This window comes from Clostridium coskatii, from assembly GCF_001675205.1.
GTDB classification, from domain to species: domain Bacteria; phylum Bacillota; class Clostridia; order Clostridiales; family Clostridiaceae; genus Clostridium_B; species Clostridium_B ljungdahlii.
Genome location: NZ_LROR01000031.1, coordinates 42,412 through 66,925, shown reverse-complemented (window position 1 = coordinate 66,925; position 24,514 = coordinate 42,412). Strand labels below are relative to the sequence as shown.

Annotated in this window: 21 protein-coding genes; 10 read left to right on the top strand and 11 right to left on the bottom strand. The window is 30.9% G+C overall.

Going from position 1 to position 24,514, the window contains the following annotated elements; all coding sequences use genetic code 11:
• Positions 1-186 precede the first annotated feature (186 nt).
• The 4 genes from eno (at position 187) to smpB (ending at position 4,610) form a co-directional block, all read left to right on the top strand.
• Positions 187-1,485, top strand: coding sequence for a phosphopyruvate hydratase (eno, locus tag CLCOS_RS03775; protein WP_013240509.1), 1,299 nt, complete (start codon positions 187-189; stop codon positions 1,483-1,485).
• A gap of 120 nt (positions 1,486-1,605) precedes the next feature.
• Positions 1,606-1,839 (top strand): preprotein translocase subunit SecG, encoded by a 234-nt coding sequence (secG, locus tag CLCOS_RS03770; protein ID WP_013240508.1) that lies wholly within the window; start codon positions 1,606-1,608, stop codon positions 1,837-1,839.
• Between the two features lie 125 nt (positions 1,840-1,964).
• Entirely contained in the window at positions 1,965-4,103 is a 2,139-nt protein-coding gene (rnr, locus tag CLCOS_RS03765) for a ribonuclease R (protein ID WP_063602021.1), read from the top strand.
• Between the two features lie 33 nt (positions 4,104-4,136).
• The gene (gene smpB, locus CLCOS_RS03760) at positions 4,137-4,610 is read left to right on the top strand and encodes an SsrA-binding protein SmpB (RefSeq protein WP_013240506.1); all 474 of its coding nucleotides are present in this window, start codon (positions 4,137-4,139) and stop codon (positions 4,608-4,610) included.
• Positions 4,611-4,648: 38 nt separating this feature from the next.
• On the opposite strand, the gene CLCOS_RS03755 is transcribed toward smpB, so the two are convergent.
• The 6 genes from CLCOS_RS03755 to CLCOS_RS03730 all read right to left on the bottom strand — a co-directional run bounded on the left by CLCOS_RS03755 (position 4,649) and on the right by CLCOS_RS03730 (position 10,688).
• Entirely contained in the window at positions 4,649-5,551 is a 903-nt protein-coding gene (locus CLCOS_RS03755; RefSeq protein ID WP_063602020.1) for a 3'-5' exoribonuclease YhaM family protein, read from the bottom strand.
• Positions 5,552-5,632: 81 nt separating this feature from the next.
• A complete protein-coding gene (locus CLCOS_RS03750) occupies positions 5,633-6,133 on the bottom strand; it encodes a GNAT family N-acetyltransferase (RefSeq protein WP_013240499.1) in 501 nt (166 codons plus the stop codon).
• Between the two features lie 12 nt (positions 6,134-6,145).
• Positions 6,146-6,595: a MarR family winged helix-turn-helix transcriptional regulator gene (locus tag CLCOS_RS03745; RefSeq protein ID WP_013240498.1), complete on the bottom strand. Its 450-nt coding sequence runs from the start codon at positions 6,593-6,595 to the stop codon at positions 6,146-6,148.
• An 85-nt stretch (positions 6,596-6,680) separates the two neighbouring features.
• Positions 6,681-7,793, bottom strand: coding sequence for a GerAB/ArcD/ProY family transporter (locus tag CLCOS_RS03740; RefSeq protein ID WP_063602019.1), 1,113 nt, complete (start codon positions 7,791-7,793; stop codon positions 6,681-6,683).
• 28 nt (positions 7,794-7,821) lie between these two features.
• A complete protein-coding gene (locus tag CLCOS_RS03735; protein ID WP_063602018.1) occupies positions 7,822-8,982 on the bottom strand; it encodes a Ger(x)C family spore germination protein in 1,161 nt (386 codons plus the stop codon).
• A 29-nt stretch (positions 8,983-9,011) separates the two neighbouring features.
• Positions 9,012-10,688 (bottom strand): spore germination protein, encoded by a 1,677-nt coding sequence (locus tag CLCOS_RS03730; protein ID WP_242866986.1) that lies wholly within the window; start codon positions 10,686-10,688, stop codon positions 9,012-9,014.
• Between the two features lie 236 nt (positions 10,689-10,924).
• Here CLCOS_RS03730 and CLCOS_RS03725 point away from each other — a divergent pair, with 236 nt between their 5' ends.
• Both CLCOS_RS03725 and CLCOS_RS03720 read left to right on the top strand, forming a co-directional pair.
• The gene (locus CLCOS_RS03725; RefSeq protein ID WP_063602017.1) at positions 10,925-12,259 is read left to right on the top strand and encodes an APC family permease; all 1,335 of its coding nucleotides are present in this window, start codon (positions 10,925-10,927) and stop codon (positions 12,257-12,259) included.
• A 49-nt stretch (positions 12,260-12,308) separates the two neighbouring features.
• Positions 12,309-13,073, top strand: a complete 765-nt coding sequence (locus tag CLCOS_RS03720; protein WP_063602016.1) for an SDR family NAD(P)-dependent oxidoreductase — start codon at positions 12,309-12,311, stop codon at positions 13,071-13,073.
• A 137-nt stretch (positions 13,074-13,210) separates the two neighbouring features.
• Here CLCOS_RS03720 and CLCOS_RS03715 read toward each other — a convergent pair whose 3' ends face one another.
• The 3 genes from CLCOS_RS03715 to CLCOS_RS03705 are packed head-to-tail and all read right to left on the bottom strand — an operon-like array spanning position 13,211 to position 16,981.
• A complete protein-coding gene (locus CLCOS_RS03715; protein WP_063602015.1) occupies positions 13,211-14,161 on the bottom strand; it encodes a LysR family transcriptional regulator in 951 nt (316 codons plus the stop codon).
• Positions 14,162-14,180: 19 nt separating this feature from the next.
• The gene (locus CLCOS_RS03710) at positions 14,181-15,296 is read right to left on the bottom strand and encodes a 4-hydroxybutyrate dehydrogenase (protein ID WP_063602014.1); all 1,116 of its coding nucleotides are present in this window, start codon (positions 15,294-15,296) and stop codon (positions 14,181-14,183) included.
• 14 nt (positions 15,297-15,310) lie between these two features.
• Positions 15,311-16,981, bottom strand: coding sequence for an acetolactate synthase large subunit (locus CLCOS_RS03705; protein ID WP_063602013.1), 1,671 nt, complete (start codon positions 16,979-16,981; stop codon positions 15,311-15,313).
• Positions 16,982-17,270: 289 nt separating this feature from the next.
• On the opposite strand from CLCOS_RS03705, the gene CLCOS_RS03700 reads away from it, so the two are divergent.
• On the top strand, positions 17,271-18,779 hold the full coding sequence (locus tag CLCOS_RS03700) for a hypothetical protein (RefSeq protein WP_063602012.1): 1,509 nt from the start codon (positions 17,271-17,273) through the stop codon (positions 18,777-18,779).
• Here the strand turns inward: CLCOS_RS03700 and CLCOS_RS03695 are convergent.
• Positions 18,733-20,184, bottom strand: a complete 1,452-nt coding sequence (locus CLCOS_RS03695) for an ArnT family glycosyltransferase (RefSeq protein WP_063602011.1) — start codon at positions 20,182-20,184, stop codon at positions 18,733-18,735. The genes CLCOS_RS03700 and CLCOS_RS03695 overlap by 47 nt on opposite strands.
• A 197-nt stretch (positions 20,185-20,381) precedes the next feature.
• On the opposite strand from CLCOS_RS03695, the gene CLCOS_RS03690 reads away from it, so the two are divergent.
• The 3 genes from CLCOS_RS03690 (at position 20,382) to CLCOS_RS03680 (ending at position 23,546) form a co-directional block, all read left to right on the top strand.
• Complete coding sequence (locus tag CLCOS_RS03690; protein WP_063602010.1) at positions 20,382-21,431, top strand: glycosyltransferase family 2 protein; 1,050 nt, start codon at positions 20,382-20,384, stop codon at positions 21,429-21,431.
• 26 nt (positions 21,432-21,457) lie between these two features.
• Positions 21,458-21,847 carry a GtrA family protein gene (locus CLCOS_RS03685; protein WP_063602009.1) on the top strand — a complete coding sequence of 130 codons (390 nt, stop codon included), beginning with the start codon at positions 21,458-21,460 and terminating at the stop codon, positions 21,845-21,847.
• Between the two features lie 418 nt (positions 21,848-22,265).
• Positions 22,266-23,546, top strand: a complete 1,281-nt coding sequence (locus CLCOS_RS03680) for a sensor domain-containing diguanylate cyclase (RefSeq protein WP_063602008.1) — start codon at positions 22,266-22,268, stop codon at positions 23,544-23,546.
• 71 nt (positions 23,547-23,617) lie between these two features.
• Here the strand turns inward: CLCOS_RS03680 and CLCOS_RS03675 are convergent, their stop codons facing one another.
• Complete coding sequence (locus CLCOS_RS03675) at positions 23,618-24,328, bottom strand: alpha/beta hydrolase (RefSeq protein ID WP_063602007.1); 711 nt, start codon at positions 24,326-24,328, stop codon at positions 23,618-23,620.
• Between the last annotated feature and the right edge of the window lie 186 nt (positions 24,329-24,514).

The following is a 24,514-nucleotide window of genomic DNA, read 5'->3' as shown; positions in this document are numbered from 1 at the left end:
TTCTGAGGTATATGGTGATTTTGTTTCTTTACAATTCAATTTTACCATAAATCAGTGAGGAGTTATTTTATTTTACGACAAAAAATATCCCGCATTTATGCGGGTTACAGCGTTTCGCAAACGCCTAATTAAAATAAGAAATGAAGGGAGTGAAAAAACCGTTGTTTTACATAGCGGTTAGAATTTATGAAAAATTATATAGAAATAGTAGATGTAATGGCAAGACAAATCCTTGATTCAAGATCAAATCCAACTGTAGAGGTAGAAGTTGTATTAGAAGATGGAACTGTAGGCAGATCAGCAGTACCTTCTGGTGCATCTACAGGAGCATTTGAAGCTGTAGAACTTAGAGATGGAGATACTGAAAAATATAAGGGAAAAGGTGTTTTGAAGGCTATTGACAATATAAATAATTACGTAGCAGAAGAACTTATAGGAATGAATGTATTTGATCAGGTACTTATAGATAAGACAATGATAGAACTTGATGGTACAAAAAATAAGGCTAAGTTAGGTGCTAATGCTACATTAGGTGTATCACTTGCTTGTGCAAGAGCAGCTGCTGAATATTTGGGACTAAGCTTATATCAATATATAGGTGGAGTAAACGCAAAAGTTCTTCCAGTTCCAATGATGAACATATTAAATGGTGGAAAGCATGCTGATAATAATGTAGATCTTCAGGAATTTATGATAATGCCTGCAGGCGCTCCAAGTTTTAGTGAAGCTCTTAGAATGAGCTCTGAAGTTTACCACACACTGAAGTCACTTTTAAAATCCAAGGGTTATGACACTGGTGTAGGTGATGAAGGTGGATTTGCTCCAAATCTAAAATCAAATGAAGAAGCTATACAGGTAATAGTTGAAGCTATAGAAAAGGCTGGATATACTCCAGGAAAAGATATATTTATAGCATTAGATCCTGCTTCATCAGAATTTTATGAAGATGGAAAATACAATTTAAAGGGAGAAGGCAAAGTTTTAACTCCTGCAGAAATGGTAGATTTTTATGTAGATATTGCAAATAAATATCCTATAATCTCCTTAGAAGATGGTATGGCAGAAGAAGATTGGGAAGGATGGGCATTATTAACTGAAAAATTAGGAGATAAAATTCAGTTAGTAGGCGATGACCTCTTTGTAACTAATACAGAAAGATTGAAAAAAGGTATAGATAAAAAAGTTGCCAATTCTATACTTATAAAATTAAACCAAATAGGAACTCTTACAGAGACATTAAATGCTATAGAGATGGCAGAGAGAGCAGGTTATACTGCAGTTGTATCACATAGATCAGGTGAGACAGAAGATACTACAATAGCTGATTTAGTAGTAGCAGTAAATGCAGGACAGATAAAAACTGGTGCACCAGCAAGAAGTGAAAGAGTTGCAAAGTATAATCAACTTTTAAGAATAGAGGAAGAATTAGGGGAAGTAGCTGAGTACAGAGGACTAGATGCATTTTATAATCTAAACAGAAAGTAAAAAAGGACCCGGTGTAAAAACACCGGGTTTTAAAAAAATAGTAAATTGAAATTATTAGATGCATATGTTAATATAGTATATGTGTTAATTTAAAATGCAATATGTAGGAGGAAATTACCTATGCACATTTTTTTAGTAATTTTGCAACTGATAATTGGAGCTGTGCTTATAGCAGTTATATTGGTACAGCCGGGTAAAACTAACGGGTTGAGTGGACTTATATCTGGTGGAGCAGGTGAAAGCTTTTATTCAAGAAATAAATCAAGGACTTCAGAAGCAATGTTAGTAAGAACAACTGTTATACTAGCTATATTATTTGCAATTATATGTGTAGTGCAAAATTTCATAAAGTAATTTAGATAGCAGTTTGTATAAATAGGGTATATGTTGCTCTATTTATTTTTTTATAAATAAATAATTTGGGTAATATTGAATATTTTTACCATAATTAAGTCAAGATAATAGTAGGTGGTGAAAAAATGAATATAAAAGAAGCAATTATAAATTTTATGGAAGAGCAGGCTTATAAGCCTATGAATATAAGGGAATTAGAAGGTATATTTTCTGTAACAAAGGCTGAAGCAAAAGATTTTAAAAAGGTATTGGATGATTTGGAAAAGGAAGGATTGGTAGTTAAAACACGCAGAAAAAGATATGGAATACCAGATAGAATGGGACTTGTAACAGGTAAGTTTCAAGGACATCAAAAAGGATATGGTTTTGTTATACCAGAGAATGAAGGAGCAGATGTATTTGTACCATCTTCCTATTTAAATGGTGCCATGAATGGCGATAAAGTAGTAGTAAAAATAACGAAAATGGAAGACAAAGGTAAAAAATGTGAAGGGGAAATTATAAGAGTATTGGAGAGAGCCAATAAAGTAGTTATAGGCACGTTTGAGGATAGCACAAATTTTGGATTTGTGGTACCAGAAGAAAAGCGTATATATCAAGATATATTTATACCTAAGGAATGTAGAAAAAATGCCCAAACAGGTGATGTGGTAGTTGCAGAAATAACTGAGTGGCCCGAAAAAAGAAGAAATCCAGAGGGAAAAATAGTAAATATATTGGGTAAAAAAGGAGAAAAGGGTATAGATATATTGACCATAATAAAAAAGAATAACTTACCTGAAGAGTTTCCTATAAAAGTTCAGCAATATGCTGAAAATATACCCGAAGAAATTCCAAAAGAAGAGTATGATAGAAGAACTGATTTGAGAAATTTACTTACAGTTACAATAGATGGAGAAGATGCAAAAGACTTAGATGATGCTATTTCTATAAGCAAGTTGCCTAATGGAAATTATTCATTAGGTGTCCATATAGCCGACGTATCCAACTATGTAAGAGAGAAAAATCCGTTAGATAAAGAAGCGTTAAAGAGGGGGACGTCTGTTTATCTCATAGATAGGGTTATACCCATGCTGCCTAAAAAGCTTTCAAATGGTATTTGTAGTTTAAATCCTAATACGGATAGACTAGCATTGAGCTGCCTTATGGAAATAGACAAAACTGGGAAGGTAGTACAGCATAAGGTTGTGGAAAGTGTAATTAAAAGCAATGAGAGGATGACCTATACTGACGTAACAAAAATACTGAGAGATAAAGATGCCGAGACTATGGAAAAGTATAGCTATTTGGTGGATACATTTAATTTGATGGAAGAGCTGTGTAAAATTTTAAATAAAAGGAGAATGACAAGAGGAGCTATAGATTTTGACTTTCAAGAATGCAAGATAATTTTAGATGACTTAGGTGTGCCTGTAAAGATTGAGCCTTATGAAAGGGGAATATCTAACAGGATAATAGAAGAGTTTATGCTGGTGTGTAATGAAACTATAGCTGAGCATATGTTTTGGACCAATTTACCTTTTGTATATAGGATACATGAAGACCCTGATGAAGAAAAATTAATGCATTTTAATGAGTTTGTACATAATTTGGGATATGTGATAAAATGGGGGCAGGAAGTCCATCCCAAAGCACTACAGGATATTATAGAAAAGGTAAAGGGTAAAAAAGAAGAGATTGTAGTGAGTACTTTGCTGCTCCGTTCTATGAAACAGGCCAGGTATTCATCGGAGTGTGTGGGCCATTTTGGGCTGGCAGCTAGATACTACTGCCATTTTACATCACCTATAAGAAGATACCCTGACTTAATTATTCATAGAATTATTAAAGAATTTATAAATGGCAGGTTGACTGATAATAGAATAAAAACATTGGTAAAAGAAGTAGACTATGCTGCAAAACAATCTTCTGAAATGGAAAGAGTTGCTCAAGACGCTGAAAGAGAAGTAGACGATCTTAAAAAGGCGGAATATATGAGTAAAAGAATTGGAGAAGAATTTGACGGAATAATATCTTCAGTTACTAATTTCGGAATGTTTGTAGAACTTCCAAATACGATAGAAGGATTAGTTCACATGAGTACTTTGGAAGATGACTATTATGTATATGATGAAAAACATTTAAGCCTTGTAGGGGAGAGAAATAGAAACATTTATAAATTAGGTGATGAGATAAAAATTCGAGTATTAAAAGTTGATATGTTCGCTCATGAGATATATTTTGAAGTGGTAAAGGAAATAGATGATGAAGAAAATGGGGACTAGGTAAACAGACGTTATGAAAGGGGATGGGATGCTTTGACTAATAAAAAGTCCAGTAATAAGACTCTTGCAGAAAATAGAAAGGCAAGGCATGATTATTTTATTGAAGAATCCATGGAAGCTGGAATAGAACTGGTTGGAACAGAAGTTAAATCTATAAGAGCAGGTAAATGTAACTTAAAAGATAGCTATGCTGAAATAAGAAATGGTGAAATATTTATATGTAATATGCATATTAGCCCTTATGAACAAGGAAATATTTTTAACAAGGACCCATTAAGAAATAGAAAATTACTTCTTCATAAAAATGAGATAATTAAATTGCAGCAATATACAGCTCAACAGGGATATACTCTTGTGCCAATGTCTCTTTACCTTAAATATGGTAGGGTAAAAGTAAATTTAGCAGTAGCAAAGGGAAAGAAAAACTATGATAAAAGAAATACAATGCTGGAGAGGGCTGCTAAAAGGGATATAGACAGACAGATGAAAGAGAGATCTAAATATTAAACAAGGAGCTATTTCATTATGAAATAGCTCCCATTTATTTATAAGTATAATTTTGTTTGAATTCTTCTGTCGAATTCTGACCAATTATCAGGCTCAGTTTCATCCTTTATCTGACAAATCTTATTCATAGTAGCATCTATGGAATCAGCATAGTTAACTATAAATGATTCTTCTGTTTTCATTTCTCTTGGAGAACCAAATTCAAGTTTTCCATGATGCTGAACAATACATCCTTTTATTCTCATTATAAAATCCTCTGAATACAATGTAGGATTTTCTCTAATAGCTTTATCTAGTAACTCTACCCCAATAACAATATGACCTTCCATTTCTCCTCTAAGAGTATATTTGAAAGGGCCATCATAATACAACTCATAAACTTTTCCAATATCATGGAGTTTTGCTGCTAACATTGCCATTTCTTTTCTCCGGCATTGATACCTTTCACAAAGCACAGCAGTTAAATACATAACGTTCAAGGTGTGTTCCGCAAGGCCTCCTATATAATTATGATGCATGGAGACACCACCTATTCCTCTTTTAAATTTATCTAGAAATAGTTCATCTTTAAAGAAATAATCGTTTAAAGCCCTAGCTTCCTTAGAAATAATATACTTATTTGTATACAGCTCAATTTCCTCCATGATATCTTCGATAGGTCTTTTTACTGTTGGAAGATAATCTGAAACATTATAATCAGAAATTAACTTATAGTTCTTTATATCTAGAATATTATCTTTAATTCCTTCAACCTCGAGTACTGTTCCTTGTGTAATATTTTCATTTATATTTGGCATATTAGCTTTTATTTCTCCACTTTTATCGGCTAATATACATACAATTTTAGAAGTATCTTTAAATATTATTTTCATTACCATTAGCGATAGTTTTACATTATGTCCATTTTCTATATTACTTAAAAAAAGCTCTTTTTTATTCATATGTTCCTCCCAATTAAATGTCTTTTCTAAATGTAGTATATGTAAAAAGTTCATTTATATCAATTTCTAATTAAATGTACTCTATTTGCTTAATATTTTTTCATAGCAGTAGAATGGCTTTTCTTTTCCGTTAAAGTGAATTTCTCCAACAAAATTATAACCGCACTTTTTAAAAAGAGCTTGCATTTTTGCATTTACTGAATAAGTATCTGTTTTTAAATATTGTATATTATTTTTTAGAGCAAGGCTTTCTGTAAATTTCATTAATTCAGAGGCAATTCCACATCTTCTATGATTAGGACTAACTGACATTCTATGAAGAACCAAACAATCTTCATTTAATGACCAATTTAATCCATTATACTCAGCTGGTTCTATTTTATTGATGCACAGGAAGCCAACTAATATTTCATTTCTTTCTACTATAAATAAATTCTCATTTTCAATATCATCAATAAAATCTTTTTTTTGAGGGTAATTTTCATCCCATTGAGTATTGTTGTAAGTACGCATTTCTGCAATAGTTTGTCTTATAATTTCCATAATATCTTTTATATCTTCCATAATTGCTTTTCTTATCATAATTGATCACTCCTAAGAATTTTTTATTTCTTTCCAATGATTTTCAATATTCTCTCTCATTTTTTTAACTAATTTATAAGCAAGTTCTTTTTCTTCCTTGCTGAAGTTATGGAAACAAATTTGTATATGTTTGTTTTCTTCCTCAATGATAAATGGATATATATCTAATGCCTTTTCTTTTGGATAAAGTCTCCACATCCTTTTATCAATATCATCTTTTCTTTTATTTATATATCCAGCCTCGATAAGTTTCTGTACGGCTTTTGTTGTTGTAGTTTTGTCTACCTTTAAGAGAGTTGATAAATCAACTTGATTAATTCCAGCATTTTCACATATTCTTGTTAAGAATGTAAATTGACCTTTTTGTAGATTTATTTGTTTAAATCTCAAGTCACTTATAGACTGGATACAGCGAGATAGACCTCCTATTTCCCTTAATATTTGACTATGTAAGCTTTCCATAACCTTTCACCTCCTTAAACACTAGTTGAAAGTTCAACTATATTATATAAATAATAGCATATTAAAGTTGAACTTTCAACTACATTTATTTGTTTTTTATTATATGTAATCTTTTTTTTATGACTAGAACAAAGAAAAGTAATAAAGGTACTCCGAAGTCAATTGGAAGTGAAAAATATTGCCATACATTTTCTCTTAAATTTAAAAATAACACTCTGTCATGTCCTAGGTAAAAGGTAACAATTATCATTATTAAGCTGAAAACAATGATAATGAATGGATTTTTCTTTTTTATGCCAGTAGTTTGCATAAAGGCGGTTAAAGAACAGCTTGCTAGAATTGCTGCATGAGTCATCATACTCCAATACCACAGGGCAACCATAAAGGATTCAAAACGGTGGAGGTATTGGGTTATTTGGATAGATCTTACAAAGTCCATGCTGGCAATACGCATTAAGGCTACTACATGAGGCCCCATAACCATCAATTCTACAATAAAGTAAAAAATAAAAAAAGAACCTCCAATGAGCAAACCAGAAGCTGCTGAGGCAAAAGCTTTTTTTTGGTCATGGATCATGGGAAGAATCATTGCTATAAGTATTTGGGATATGCCTATAAATGTATCAGTTTTTAAACTGGATTTAAATACATTAGCAACTCCTGAATCAAAAAAAGGTGCAATTCTGTTAATATCTATTTCACCAAAAGAAGCCATGGAGACAAGAAAATAAAAAATTGTGGATGCTCCGAAAGCAATAACAGCTGTTCTTCCAATGACCTCAGAACCTTTCCATACTAAATAGAATACTACCAAAACATGCATTGTAGTTACTACTAAAAAAGGTGTTCGGGGCAGTAGAAAGTCAGTAAGATGATGGACGTACATTGATATTGAACTAGAAGACATGATAAAAAGGTACAGTGTAAGTATTATCCCTAGAACTTTTCCCAATACACTACCTAGCAGGTCCTGACCATATTGTACAATTGTTTTGCCTGGAAAACTTTGCCCAATATAAATAATGAGAAGAGCAAAAGGTATTATAGTAAGTACACCTATAATACCACTTATCCATATATCACGGCCTACTTCTCTAGCTAAAATGCCACTTGCATAGTTGATTGTTGTAGGCCACATAATGCAAATTAGAAGATCTCTAAACTGATTATTGCTAATGGTTTCCTTTTTTTGCATCATAGCACTTCTTACTCCTTTATCTCATATATTATTTCTGTATTTTTATTGGCTCTAGGGGTTTTGCCAATGATACATGATGAATAGTTACATTTGCAACTATATCAACCTTACTATTTTTAAAAAGTTGATCCCATTTTGACGATATTTGATTCCACTCTTTTTTATGCTGTCTGTGTAGTGCAAAACTTAAACCGGGAAAATCTATTTGTATATCTTTTGCTGTTAGTATTGTAGACTGGATGTCTTTGCAAATGGATTTTTCTAGTGATTTTTTCAATTTATTTAGTTTTTCAATATCATTAAAGTTGGTGAGACATGATTGTTCGGTGATGGTAGCGTCTACTTTAAGATTAATTGAAAAGTGGGGGACTTCACCATCTAAATAACTTTTGATGGAAGATTTAGATCTTTTAATTTCAAGGGTAATAGGCATACCATCGTAGGGGCAATTTACAACCATTATTGATGCGTTCATTTTATTTTTTATCCACAAAAGTCCTCTTGTCCGCTCTTCACTAAGTACAGTGGAAACTTTATTGTCATTAAAAACATATGCACCACTTGTTTTTAGAATAGGTTCTGATTTTGATCTGTCAATAATGATTCTTGAAGTTACTGGTCCTACATTTGGATCAAGATAGTCTTCAATAAAATCCTTTAACATTATGTCATAAGACTTACCTGTTAAATTTTTATTTTTAATTACTTTTTCTAGGTATACAGCTGGATCTTTTTTTGTTACAGGTACAATATCAAGAACCTTTCCTGCATCTCCTGGGGTAACTGCAACTAGGGTTCTCAAACGAAGCTCAGGATTCCGGGTAAAAAAATCAAATATTTCAAGGGTATTGCTTCGCGCTAGTTGTTCACTTATAACTATTATTTTAATATGAGACCAAAAGATACGACGGGAAGATGTTGAGGCCATATTACGTATTGCCTCAAAAATTGTTTTACCGGTGCTTGTGATTATCCAGAAGGGTTTACTCTTTTGGGTAAATCCAGAACCTGATGGTGTTTTACTATAAGTTTCTGGACTTGCAATTTGTGCCGTTACTTTGAATCCATAATCTGTTTTATCCAAACCAATACTTAATACAAAGGCAAGTTCATCGATTTCCCTAGCATCCCAACACCCAGTTTGTAAAAGTGAAAGTATAAGAATTAATCCCAAAGCTATCTTCCTCATCTATATCTCTCCTTTTTTGAAAAACAGAATTAACTATTATTATCTTTCTTTGTAGAATTTGCTTTTGGTCCTGGCTTCATGTTTGAGGATTCCCTTACAATACTTTTACGTGCAATATAGCCTGGAAGTCGATTTATTTTCCAAAAAGGATTTCTGAGTATAGTGTCTTCAAGTTTACTTTTGTCTGCAGAGATAAAAGGTTCCATGTAATTTACACCAAAAGAATGCAGGCTGTTTAAGTGAATAAGGATTATACTTACTCCTGCCAGAATACCGGGTAAGCCGAGTATAGAAGCCACTATCATTAGGGGAAATCGAAGTAGACGGCCTGAAGATGATGCATTAAAAGCTGGAATGGCAAAGGAACTTATACCTGTTAGGGCTACCACGATTACCATAGCCTGTGAAACAATACCTGCTTGAACTGCAGCCTGACCTATAACAAGACCGCCAACTATACTTACGGCTTGACCTGCCTGTTTGGGTAAACGGAGGCCTGCCTCCATTAGAATTTCAAAAGTAATTTCCATCATAAAGGCTTCTCCTATGCTGGGAAAAGGTACACCTTCACGGGAAGCTGCAATTGACAAGGCCAGTGTAGTAGGTATCATTTCTTGGTGAAAGCTTGTTAAAGCAATGTACAGTGAAGGAAGAAGAACTGAAATAAAATAAGCCATAACTCGAATGAATCTTGCAAAAGATCCTACAGGAAAACGCTGGTAATAGTCATCTACCGATTGAATAAACTGAACAAAAATTGTAGGAACTATGAGCACATAAGGAGTTGTATCTACAAGAATAGCCACTCGACCTTCTAAGATTGCCGAAGAAATTTTATCAGGCCTTTCACTGTGTTCTATTTGAGGAAACATAGATGAAGGGGTATCTTCTATTAATTCTTCAATATAACCGCTCTCAAGTATGCCGTCAATTTCAATTCGACCTAGTCGTTCTCTAACTTCGTTTATTATTTCTTCTCTTGCTATTCCTTTAAGATATGCTATCAATACTGTTGTTTTAGTTTTTGTACCTATTTTAAATGATTCTATCCTTAAGTCAGAACTTTTGATATGGCGCCTTATTAGAGCAGTATTATTTTCAATGTTTTCTGTAAAACAATCCTTTGGTCCTCTTACCGAATTTTCACTACTTGGTTCAGAAATTGACCTGTCTTTCCAGCCTGAACTTCCTACTATAAGAACTTTGTCTATTTTGTCCAACAAAAGAATTGTATTGCCATCAATCAATTCAGTTACTATATTATTAATATCAGATTCTTCATTTACGTAGGTGTTAGGTAAACCATATTCTTTTATCGTTTGAAAAAACTCATTAGTATTTTTGTAGCCATTAAATCTGTCATTTAGCATCAATGCTCCAATAACCTGTTCATTTATGAGTTCTTTTTCAGCTAAACCTTTGATGAAGATAACTGCTGCCTTTATTTCAGCATTTGGAGTAATGGTAAATTGCCTAACTGTTATGTCACTTGAGAAACCAAGTACTTTTTTTATTATCTCAATATTAGAAGCTAAATCTAGGGAGAGTTTTATTTGCGGAGGTAACTTTTTTTCAGTTTTTTGATCTTGTTTTTTAATTTTGGATTTCTTAGAATTATGGAAATATTTTAAAATTGACGTAATAAAACCTCCTTTAGAACAATTAAATACAGATTTAGTATGTTTAATATGATTAAAATTATTCACACATAAAATGAAGATTTTTAGAAGAAGTTAAAGAAAGTACAGATATGGAAATAAGAGGAGTTTTTTAAAGTATTTCTTTAGTAATGAACTATATAATTTGCATAATTTGCTAAAGTTCTAAAAAAAGTGCGATATTTATACATAATAAATAAAAAAATACTATCTTTTTTAAACAAGCGATATTATAATAGACGTAATACACTTTATTTAACTAAAGATGAATAGGAGGAATTTGTATGCAACAAGAATTAAAAAGAACACTTACCATGAAAAATTTAATTATATTCGGTATGATTACGATGTCACCTCTTGCACCTTTTCAAGTGTTTGGTACAGCTGCTCAAGCAAGTTATGGAATGGTCTCTTTGGTATATCTAATTGGGGCAGTACTTATGCTTTTTACTGCATTGAGTTATGCTCGATTTAGTAAGGAATTTCCATATGCAGGGTCAGTTTACTCATATGTAGGAAAAGGATTTAATCCCCATATTGGGTTTATAGCTGGTTGGACTATTTTATCAGATTATATTCTTGCGCCTGCTCTTATGTGTTTATTTTCAGGTTTATGGTTAACAGGTATTTTTCCAGGTCTTGATCCAAAAGTTTTAGCTATCATATTCATTATTATAACTGGTCTTATTAACATTCGGGGAGTAGAATTAAACGCTAAAGTAAACACATTTTTATTTATACTGCAGATTATAGCATTAATTTTATTTGTAAGCTTTGCTATTAAATTTGTATTTATTGAAGGATTAGGAATAGGAAAATTTTCATTACTTCCAATTTTTCAACCAGAACATGTTAATTTGAAATTTGCTGCAACTGCAACTTCTATGATTCTATTAGGATTTGTTGGATTTGATGGAATAAGTACATTAGCTGAAGAAGTGGAACAGCCTGAAAAGGTAGTTGGAAAAGCAACTGTTTTAGCATTAGTAACGACAGCTTTAATATTCTTAGTTCAAACTTATTTGGCTTGTTTAGCTCACAGTAATTATGCAAACTTAAATCCAGATATGGCAATGTTTGATATTGCAAAGGAAATTGGAGGACAGTATTTTTATGTGGCTATGCTTCTTATAAATGTAGTTGCAGTTGGACTTGCTGTTACTCTTAATATTCAATCAGCAGTAGCCCGTATTCTATTTGCTATGGGTAGAGATAACATTGTTCCTGGCTCTAATGTATTGAAGAAAGTTCACCCTAAATATATGACCCCGGCAAATGCAATTATATTATCGATGATTGTATCCATTACTCTTGTTTTAACATTAAAGTTAACAACCATTTTAATGTTCGTGAACTTTGGTGCAGTAACAGCATTTATGATTTTAAATCTATCTGTAATTGCATATTTCTTTTTCAAGAAAAAAGAAGGTGGAGTGAAGGGATTTTTGTTTCATTTATTATTTCCACTTATAGGATTTGCTGTTTGTGCTTTTGTATGGTCAGGCTTTGATAGAAATACTAAAATTGTAGGCCTTTCTTGGATTTTCATAGGTGTCATTGTTGGGTTTATCAAATCAAAAGGATATAAAAAGGAAGGACCTATAATTGATAATATATAAGAAAATGTATGAACTAAAATAAATTACATTTAGTAGGGAGGAAAAGAATATGAGATTAAAAAATAAAGTAGCCATTGTGACTGGAAGTGCAAAGGGAATTGGAGAAGCAATTGTTAGAGATTTTGTAAATGAAGGAGCAAGAGTAATTATTTCTGATATTTTAGAAACTGAAGGACAAGCCCTTGCGGAAGAATTGCAAAAGAAGGGTTATTCTGTTTATTTTTTTAAAACAGATGTTTCTTCTGAAAAAAACATACAAGAGCTTGTTAAATTTACTGTTGAAAAGTTTGGAACAATTAACATCCTATGTAACAATGCAGCTGTTAATATTCCTGGTTCTGTTATTGAGTTAACAGAAGATATTTGGAATAAAACAATGGATGTAAATGTAAAATCTCACTTTTTAGTATCTAAGCATGTTATTCCTGTTATGCAAAAAGCAGGGGGAGGTTCAATAGTAAATACTGCATCAGCAAATAGTTTTGTTGCAGAACCAAGGCTTTCTGCTTATGTAGCATCCAAAGGAGCTATTCTAATGTTAACAAGAGCAATGGCACTAGATTTTGCAAAAGATAATATTAGAGTAAATTGCATCTGTCCTGGTTGGGTTGATACAACTTTTAATGATGCTCATGCTGAGTTATTTGGAGGTAGAGAAGCTGTATTAAATGATCTTGCATCCGTACAACCTATTGGAAGACCTATTGCTCCAATGGAAATTGCTAAAATTGCTACATTTTTAGCTTCAGATGATTCTTCTTGTATGACAGGCTCACCTGTTATTGCAGATGGTGGTATCACAGCAGGAGTTTAATAATATTACCTCAAATCAGACTTTAAAAATAAGAAGATATTATTAAAAAAACTACCGCATACCTGAATTTAACAGGTATGCGGTTATTTGTTTTATTATTATGGAGTAGGTAAAGATAATGATTAAATCTACATCTGTCATTGAATTAAATTTTCATATTTTTCTTTTGCTAGCTTGATAAACTCCTTTACTGCTTGAGATATATAGCGATTTTTTTGATAGCCGATAGCCAGCGTTCTATGAGTTTTATTATATCGCATATGGTATATGTTAGTACTTGCAAAGGAGTCTTTATCAAATACTAAATTCTTGTTACTCATTAGAGTTTTAGGATAAAAAGTAATTCCCATCCCTTTTACTGAAAGTGCCAATGCTGTTTCAATACTATCTGTTTCTAAAATAATATTAGGCTTTATCTGTTTTTCACTAAACATTTCATCTGCAATAAGCCTAACCATATGTCTTGTATTAAACATTAAAAAAGGGCAATCTTTCAATAAAGCTAAATCTACATCTTTTTCAAGTTGAGCTTTAACTTTATCATAGTTATTAGGAAAGTATTTTACTAATATACTATCTGGAACAATCATAAGAACTTCTTCATTACAAAGAGGTATTGTTTCTACATTTTCTACATTGAAAGGTAACATTGCAACTATTAAATCTACATCACCGTTAAGTAATGCAAGGTCTAATTCTTTTGAATTACCTTCAAATAAATGTAGATGAATATTAGGAAATTTTTCGCTGTAGTCAGGCAGTATCTCCGGCAAAAATGATAGTCCTCTTGTAGGGGATATACCAATATATAAGTCACCTCGTTTAAAATCTTTGATATCTGACAGTTCTTTTAGAGATTGCTTTTTTAAGTTCAATATCTTTATGGTGTTTTTTGCCAGACTTTTTCCTTCTGGTGTCAACGTTAAAGGTGAGGTGCGATTAAATAATGTCGCATTTAAGTCAAGCTCTAACTTTGAAATATGAGAACTTAATGATTGTTGAGAGATAAACAATCTTTTTGCTGCCTTAGTAAAGTTTAATTCTTCTGATGCAACTAAAAAGTATTCCAAATTAAGAAAATTTATCATAATCTAAATCAACTCTACTTTAATATAAGGATTTATATATTTCATATACAGTTTGTTCATTTAATTCTGTATAGTTATTTGCCATTAAACGACCTTGTTTAGTCATAACGCTTTGTGTAAATTCCTTTAATTCTTCTTCTTTTACTCCATACTCACGTAATTGTTTTTTAGGAATCAATATATTTAATAACTCTTCTATTTTAGTATAAACTTCACTTTCTTTACAATTTAAAATAGATGCTAAGAATTTATTTAGTTTTGTAATTTTACCTTGTGGTTTTAAACGATAATAAGTTTTAAATACTCCAATGAACATTTGGTAATTTGCTTCTCCATGAGGAACATGGTAATTAGCACCTAAAGGATAACTCATAGCATGTACTGCACCACACCCTGCATTACCAAATGCAATTCCAGCATAATTGCTTGCAAGTAAAAATTTATCTAGCAAGGAAAATCTAGCGTCTGGTCCATTTTTTGAAATTTCCTGATATCCTTTTAAAATCATTTCCATTGCTTTATAGGAAAACATTTCTGTATAGCTTGTAGCTTTTGGTGAAACACTGGATTCAATGGAATGAATCAAGGCATCAATGGAGCTAGTTGCAAAAAATTTAAAGGGTAAATTCTCTAGAAGTTCTGGAATCATAACAGCAAAATCTGCATATAGTTCATCTATAGCAAGACCTAATTTTGTATGTCTTGACTTCAATTCAAGAATAGAAATATTAGTTACTTCACTGCCTGTTCCGCAAGTTGTTGGAATTAGGATCAATTCCTTATCTTTTACAAATTCTAATTTGTGATCAAATAAATCAAGTACTGGCGAAACTTTCTTTAATGCAAACAATTTTGAAACGTCAAGGATACTTCCGCCGCCAATGGCAATTACTCTTTTATAAGTAATATCTTTTATATCCTTACAAATTGCTTCTACCATTGTATCACTTGGCTCTCCAGTGCCGTATTTTCTAATAAAGATTACATTGGTATCAAGGTCATATTTAGAAAAATATGAAACATAAGTATGCTCACTTGTAATAATTAAATCTTCTTTTCCTATTTTAAATTTTTCTATAAATTCTTTACATGTATCAAAGGTGTAGATTTCTGGTTTAATAGATAATGCCTTCATTTTATTCCTCCACTTTACATATTTTCATAAACTTCTTTTAAATGCTTTGTAAGCTTTATATTTTCACCATAGTCAACTTGACAATCAATAACTGCAGGTACATTTTGTTTAAAGGCTTCTTCTAAAGTTGGAATTAAATCTTCTGCTCTTTCTACTCGATATCCTTTTGCATACATACTTTCTGCAAGCTTTACAAAGTCTGGATTAGTAAAATCTACATAACAGCTTTTACCATAGTGTTCTTCTTGTTTCCACTTTATTAAACCGTAGTTACTATCATTAAATATTAAAACTACAATTGGAGTTTTAATACGTAGGGCTGTTTCTAATTCTTGATTATTCATCATGAAACCGCCATCACCAACAATAGCCAATACTTTTTTATCTGGATTAATTAATTTGGCTGCAATTGCACCTGGAACACCAATACCCATTGTAGCAAAACCATTTGAAATAATACATGTATTGGGCTCATAGCAGTTATAATGTCTGGCAATCCACATTTTATGGGCACCAACATCTGATATGACAATATCATGTGGTCCCATTACTTTTCTAACATCATTTAAAATTCTTTGGGGTTTCATTGGAAAAGCATTGTCATTTGCGTAGCTTTCATGTTCAGCTAGCATTTCTGCTTTAATCTCCAAAGCTTTTACTGGTTCATCTTTGCTAGAAGTTCTTCTCAATATATTGTATAGAGCATCTGAAATATCACCAACTACTTCTACTATGGGCTGATAAAGTTTATTGATATGTGATGGTCTTGCATCGATATGTACAATTTTAATGTCTCCATTTACATTCCATTTGGATGGGGCATATTCTACAATATCATATCCAATTGTAATTACTAAATCAGCTTCTTCAATAATTTTATTTACATAATCTTTTTGTGGAATACCTATTGTCCACATTGAATATTTGTTATCCAGCGGAATAATACCTTTTGCCATCATTGTATTAATTACTGGAATTTTCAATTTAGTTGCAAATTCCGTAACAGCTTTTGAAGAATTTCCTCTTATAGCACCGCTTCCAGCTAAGATAATAGGATTTTTTGCTTTGAAGATTTCACTTGCAGCTTCCTCAATTGTTGATAAATCCGCATGTTCCTTTGGTGGAATTTTCTTTTCCAAAGGCTTTTCTAAAGCACCTACTGGCATTTTTGAAATATTTACAGGTAAATCAATGTGGCATGCTCCAGGCTTTTCACTTTCAGCATATTTAAAAACAAGTCTTATAATCTCACTTACAGTATCGGGACGAACGATTTGTTTACTTCTCTTTGTGATTGGTTCGAACATTTTGCAAAGGTCCAAAAATTGGTGCGATGTTATATGCATTCTTTCAGTACCTACTTGACCTGTAATAGCGACAACCGGAGCACCATCACTATCAGCATCTGCTACACCAGTTACTAAGTTAGTGGCACCTGGTCCTAGTGTTGATAGGCAAACACCTGCTTTTCCTGTTAAACGTCCATAAACGTCGGCCATAAATGCAGCACCTTGCTCATGACGGGTTGTGATAAATTCAATAGTTGAATCTGAAATTGCATTCATTATTTCTAGGTTTTCTTCACCAGGAATACCAAAGATGTACTTTACTCCTTCGGCTTCTAAACATTTTACTAGCATTTGAGCTGTATTTAGTTGGACTTCTTTTTTTATATCTCTATTCATATAAAACTTCCTCTGATCTTTATAGATTTTATTAAACGAATTAAAATTCATAATTTTAATTAAATAATTTCACATTTGTGATTGTATCAATCATCATACTTCAATTAGCGACACTTTTCAAACACTTTTTTATTATTTTATCACAATAAAATGGTTGTGACTAATCTTTAAAAAAAGTTTATTATTTGTAGGTTAGGTTTAATTCCTAAATTTGTGGAAATACTTTGGTTATATGGATATGTTATCTTTTTGGATAAGTCCCAGGAAAGGGGAGAGTTATTACTAAAATATGAAAGAAAATAGGTGGTCTCTTAGGGAAAATTCAAGTTTATGTAGATATATACCAATTATTAGTATCCTAGGAGCTTTCATAGCAGCTTTATTTATACTTTTTTATCCTCCTATGCCAGGTATAGCAGATCAAGGAGATTTTCAAAGGGTAATGAAGGTTACTGGTTTAACGGATGCTAAAGGGCAAGATTCAGCTCACTGGTTTAAGTATGTTGTAACGGAATATAAAATGCTTCCAACCAGTTCTTCAAGGCTTTTAGGAATTATTCCAACCACAAGCATGATTTATCCTATTACATTTGGAAAATTATTATGCAAAATAATTGGTTATAATTATTTTAACACTAGAATTTTAGCTTTTATTTACTTAATTTTGTATATGACAGGATTATATATATGTTTTAGCTGTATTCATTTTAAAAACATAGCTGCAGCAGTTTTTTTTAGTATATTATCTATAATAATATTAGTAGATGGAAACTATATTGTATGGTTTAACAGCCTTTATGGAGAATCAATGATGATTGTAGGTTTTATTTTGTTTATTTCAAGTATTATTTACTTTTTAAAACATAGAGAAGATAGGTCTTATAAAAAATTTATATTTATATTTATTTCGTCCATTTTATTTCTTGGAGCTAAAGCTCAATGCTTTGTTGAATTACCACTTGTAGTTTTTATTATGTTAAGGATAGTGAAAATTGATAGAAAACAAATTTTCAATAAAACTAATATATTTCTTGTTATTACTACTCTAACAATAGTTTTTTATGTAAAAGGAATATATTGTAAAATTGATAACTCTTGTGGTGTAGATACAAAATTTAATTCAGTTTTTTATGGTATTTTGAAAAATTCACAAAGTCCAAAAAAAGACTTGGTTATGCTTGGATTATCTCCAGATTTATCTGTGGAAGCAGGAAAGCATGCTTATTTACCTAAAAGTGCATATGTAAAATATATTCCTTGGTCAGATATAACCAATAAAGAATTTAATCAAAAGATTAGCAATATAAAACTTGCAAAATTCTATATTTTACATCCTGATAGGTTATTAAAAGGCATGGAATATACTGCATCTAAGAGCTTTCATACCGAAACCTCCTTAGGTAAATATGAAAGATCTAAGGTGTCAAAATATAATCCTGAATTTAATCGTTTCACATTTTGGTCAAACTTTAGAAATTTAAAACTGCCGAAGACTCTATCTTTCATAGTAGTTTTTTATACTTTAGTGTTTTTAGTTTCCTTTATTGAGTATATTAAAAACAAAAAGAATGAGAAAATTACTTTACAAATAGAAATTTTATGGATGATCATGTTTGTTGGTATTGTACAATTTCCTATGCCCTATATAGGGAATGGGGAAGCTGATACTGCAAAGCAGCTTTTTTTATTTAACTATACTTTTGATATTACTTTTTTAGTTGGGTGTACCTGGATTTTTGATAAACTAGTAGCTACTTACTATAAATACAAGCGTTTTTATTTTGAATTATTATCTTGAAATTAGAAATATTATTTCCTAAAAGATTTATTTTATCTCTTGTAATAAAAAGCAGACAGCTATTATTATCTTTTAAAAATCCATTTATACCACCAGAAGTTGGAATTAAGTCACCATATAATTCAGCACACAGCCAGTAACTCTGTTCAAAGTGATTGATGTAGATTTTTTTGCCTTTGTATTCAGGGTGCTTTTCTAGATCCTTGAAAAGAATTTGAATCGGGTCTGTTTTGACATGAGAAATTTTTTCCATAATTAATAGCTGATTTTTCCCTGCGGAAAACAGTATCATTCCGCTTAGCAAAATTGGCATAATAATATTTGATTTTTTTGATTTTAGAAGTATACTTGAAGTCGTACCAATACTTATGGCCATTGCAGGATAGATGGGGAATATGTACCACCAAATTTTAGTTTTTGCCATTGTATAAAGCAAAAAGGGTATAGTTATCCACAAAGCTGTGCATAAAACATAATTTTTATCATCACTAGTTAAAGTTTCTGGAAGGGTTATTGTAATGATTGTAAGCGCAGTACTTGTGAAAACAAGAAACCAATAAAAATAAGACCACTGAAAATGCTCAATGTAGTAACACATGCCGCCAATATGACCTTCTAAAGTTCTGGAGGTTCTAGCCATTAAATCATATGATATCATGTTTTTAAAAAATGTAAAACCATCTTGACTGTATCTTAACAATGACCAAACTAAAATTGGGAATGAAGTACTTAGTATAAATATAGCTATATCTTTTTTATTTATCATTGATCTGTTTATAGTTAAATATATGACTATAATAACTCCTATACTGCCGGCATGCCAGCTTTTAGTAAGAAATGCTAATGCAGAAATAAAACCAGAACCATAAAACCATAAAATATTTTTTTTAGCTAAAGTTAAACATATTATAGATAATGTGAAGAATAAAATAAATAGGGAATCTGCATCTCCACTTCTAGAACAATGATCAAGAATAAAGGGTGATGTAGTAGTTAATACGGATGTTGAAATTAGAGAGGCTATTTTCCCGTAATTATATAAAACGAATATAGTTACTATAAGTATTGTTAACACACCTGCCACAGCGGAAAACAATCTTAGACCTAAGGCATTAAAGCCTGCTATCTTAAAGCCTAAAACTATTGATAAATAACTTACTGGTGGCTTCAAGTTCCAGTAATCATTACTATATGCATAAGTGTTTACTATGTAATTATTTCTTTTAATCATTTCATAAGCATTAACTCCGTGCCTTGCCTCATCCCAGCTATTTATAGGTGTACTACCTAAGTTATAAAATATATTAAACAATGATACAGATAAAATTATCATTAAAAAAAAATAATAGTTTTTCTCAATGAAATTAATTATTTTATCTACTGATTTTGTATTAGATAAATTCATAGGCCTTCTCCTTATGTTTTCATACTAATCTTTATTTTATTTTTTTAGACCTGACGTAAAAATATTCATAAATAAACAAAAAATCTTAATAAAGTTTATTAAGATAGGAATAGAAAACTGGGCTTATACGAAAAATAATCAATATAGATAAAGTTAAATAATTACTATTTATTAAGCATATTTTGGGGAGGTAAATTATGAACCATAAACTTATTTCAATAGTTGTTCCCATGTATTTTGAAGAAGAAGTTGCTAGTGAGTGCTATACCCGGTTAAGCAATGTAGCTTTAAAAAATGATTTAAATTATGAGCTAATTTTTGTTAATGATGGAAGTAAGGATAAAACCTTTAATATTTTAAAGGAAATTGCCAAAAAGGATTTTCATGTGAAAGTTATAAGCTTTTCTAGAAATTTTGGCCATCAAATTGCAGTTACTGCTGGAATAAATAAGTCTAATGGTGATGCGGTAATTGTAATGGATGCAGATCTTCAGGACCCACCTGAACTTATACCTAAAATGATTAAGTTATGGGAACAGGGAAATGATGTAGTATATGGAAAAAGAAAAAAGCGTGATGGTGAAAGCGTATTTAAACTTATTACAGCAAAATTATTCTATAAGATTTTAAATAAAATGAGCAATGTAGCAATTCCTGTAGACACAGGAGATTTTAGGCTTATTGATAGAAAGGTAGTTGAAGTCATAAAGAAAATGCCTGAGCATAATAGGTTCTTGAGAGGAATGTGGAGTTGGATTGGATTCAAACAAGTACCTTTAGAGTATGAAAGAAAAGAACGTTTTGCAGGAGAGACAAAATATCCCATAAAAAAGATGATAAGATTTGCACTAGATGGAATAATCTCTTTTTCTTCAAAACCATTAAAGGTAGTTGAACATTTAGGCCTTCAAACTATTTTACTATCACTAATAACTTTTGCATATCTTTTAGTAAAGATATTACGAGGAACTGATGTAAATTCTATAGGATGGATAACAACATTGACTATAGCATGCTTTATAGGAGGTATACAACTTTTCTCTATAGGAATTGTGGGCGAATATATTGCTAGAATTTATGATGAAAGTAAATGTAGACCGCTGTACATAATAGATAAAGAAATAAATTTAGATGACAAACTAGCAAACCCTGCTAATAGTTCCATAAAGTTATATAAAAGTCCCCAAAAAAACTTATATGTAGTTAATGATGTCAGAGGTGAAGGTAAAGATTGTCATGCTAAATAAAGAATATTTTATAATAGGAAAATTTTATGATTAAACTAATAAAATTTTGTATAGTTGGGGCTGCTAATACTACTATAACACTGCTTTCTTTTTATCTTTTTAACAAGATTTTGCTCATTAATTATCTTTTAAGTACAGTAGTTTCGTATTCAATAGGTATGCTAAATAGTTATATTTTAAACAAAGAGTGGACTTTCTGTGATAAGGATAAAAGGATAGTTCTTCAACTTATAGAATTCACTATGGTAAATGTAGTATCCTTATCATTAAACCTAATTATTATGCATTTACTAGTGAGCAAATTGTATGTTGATACTTTTCTTTCTCAAGTTTTTGCTACGGGTTTTTCTATTATTTCAAACTATATTGGAAGTAAGCTTATTGTATTTCGTAGTATTAATGAAAGTTCAAATTAAATATTTATCCGATAGCTACCATTGCTAACACCCCCATCGCACACAGCGAAAGCGACTATCACCAAATCAAAGATTTGGGATATCTGCTTTTCTATCAAAGCGGGGGATAAACACTGTTATGCGCCTCGATAACGCCTTCTAAGTGATAAAGCACTAAGAAGGCTGTTAAAAATAGCTCATTAGAATATATAACCGTACTGGGTTCGTCCAATACAGATACATATTCTAATGAGCTATTTTTAATTCAAATTTAGACTTTTTACATAGGCTTCTTCGACAAATAATATTTTTAAATATTGTTTTATTGGATTTTTTTATTATTTAATAATATAATGTACTTAATAGTTTATATCTAGATGATAAAATTATTTGAAGTATTTGTTATATGTAATTATTATTTTATTGGGAGGCTGTTCATATGTATAAATATAAAAATTATATTTTTGAAGTTATTATTTTATTAATTGTGATAGCAGCTTTATATATGACCAACCTATATAGCTATTTATTGTTTCACAGCCTTGCAGAATTATTTAGTGTAATAATAGGATTTACTTTATTTATAGTAGCATGGAATTCAAAAAATTTTTCGAAAAAATATTTTGATTACCTTGTATTTATAGGTATTGCATATGTGTTTGTAGCATTTTTAGATTTACTACATACGCTGTCATACCACGGCATGAACATTTTTAGAGGATATAATTTTTATGCCAATCAATTATGGATAGGAGCACGTTATCTTGAAAGCATTTCTTTGTTTATACCATTTATATTCATACATTTTAAGAGAAAATTGAGACCATATTTAACCTTTGGAATTTATACCGTAGTTACGTCAAGTATTATAGCTTCAATTTTTTATTTCAAGGTATTCCCTATATGTTTTATTCAAGGAAAAGGACAAACCCTATTTAAAATAATTAGCGAATATATTATATGTGGAATATTAACAACTGATATCATATTGTTAAGGAAGAACAAAAATAAATTTGATAATAAAGTTTATGGGTACTTGTTTGGGTCTATTATTTTTACTATAATATCTGAATTTGAGTTTACTTTATATATAAATAACTATGCATTTTCAAACTTGTTAGGGCATTATTTTAAGATAATATCTTTTTATCTTATATATAAGGCAGTTATAATAACCTGTATTACTCAGCCTTATAATACTATATTCAAAGAATTAACAGACAAAGAAAATGAATTAGAAAAAACAGCTGCCACTGATGAAATGACGAAGTTATACAACAGAAGGGCAGGTATGGAGTTCTTGGATAAAGAAATGAAAAATGCATTGAGAAACAAAAATAATCTAACAATATGTTTTATAGATGTGGATAATTTAAAAAAGACAAATGATACCTATGGTCACATTGAAGGGGACAACCTTATCTTAAATGTAGTCAAGTTGTTAGTCTCTAATGTAAGAAATTCTGACTATGTTTGTAGAATAGGTGGAGATGAATTCCTTATTATATTTCCTAATATTGCTATAAAAGATGCAGAATTAATTATTAATAGAATAAGAAGTGATATGGACAAGCTTAATGCAGGCAGCTCTTTTAATTATAAAGTGGATTTTAGCTATGGTTTTGCAGAATATAATAATATAAAAAAGGTTGATATTGATACTTTAATAGAGATAGCAGATAACAATATGTATAAAAATAAAGTGCAAAAGCGAAAATAACAGAATAAATCATTATAGGCTAAAAGTCCCACATGTAGAGTGAGAGTTAAATAAAGTTGAGATAAAACTTTTTAATTATAAAATATATTTTTTCTCACCCATTTTCTAAAGAATTCAAGATGTTCTTTTGTATGAAAGTAATGTTCTCCATGTTCCATTATTTGTAGGTTACAATTAAAGTGTTTTGCAAATGCAGATATCACATCAAACTCACACAAGTTATCTTCTGAGCCGTATAGAATCGAAGTAGCACAATTCCAAGTGATGATAGGATGTTCTTTTACATAGGAGTAGTAATCCCAATATAGTGTCTGTCCAATAGGCGTTGGTACCTCTTTTTCTAATTTTAGTTTGCTTTCACTTATGTTGAACAATGTCATCATATTATTTATGATGCGTTCCATATCCACTACAGGAGAGAGAAACAAACACTGTTTCAATGGTTCACGGCTGTAAGCAAGTAAACTAAAATATGCTCCCATGCTGCAGGCAAATATACTTATATTATGTGATAGTGATTTTGCATAATCTATAATGGTACTAAGGTCTTGAACACAGTTTTGAACTTTGCAGGCATAGGGTTCATCCTTGCGGTCACCATGCTCAGGTAAGTCAAAACTAAGAACTTGATAACCTTTTGCTAGTGCTTCTTCTGCAAATACCACAATGTTATCATCTGTCTTATTTGACATGCTACCGTGAATTGCTATAAATAGTTTATCTGATTTGAGACCCCACAAGATTGCAGGTATATTTTTTATTTTTAAATCTTGTTTAATCACTGAAAATTCTCCTTCATATCCTTTTACTAATAAATTATACCATTGCATTTTGCAATTTATCTAGTTCACAAACAATTATGTAATAAACTTGCCTATCATGATTACTTATAGTTGAATATGATTACAGCTTTTAATATAATAATCTATATAGCATATAAGAAATAATATTATAAAATGGCGATTAGT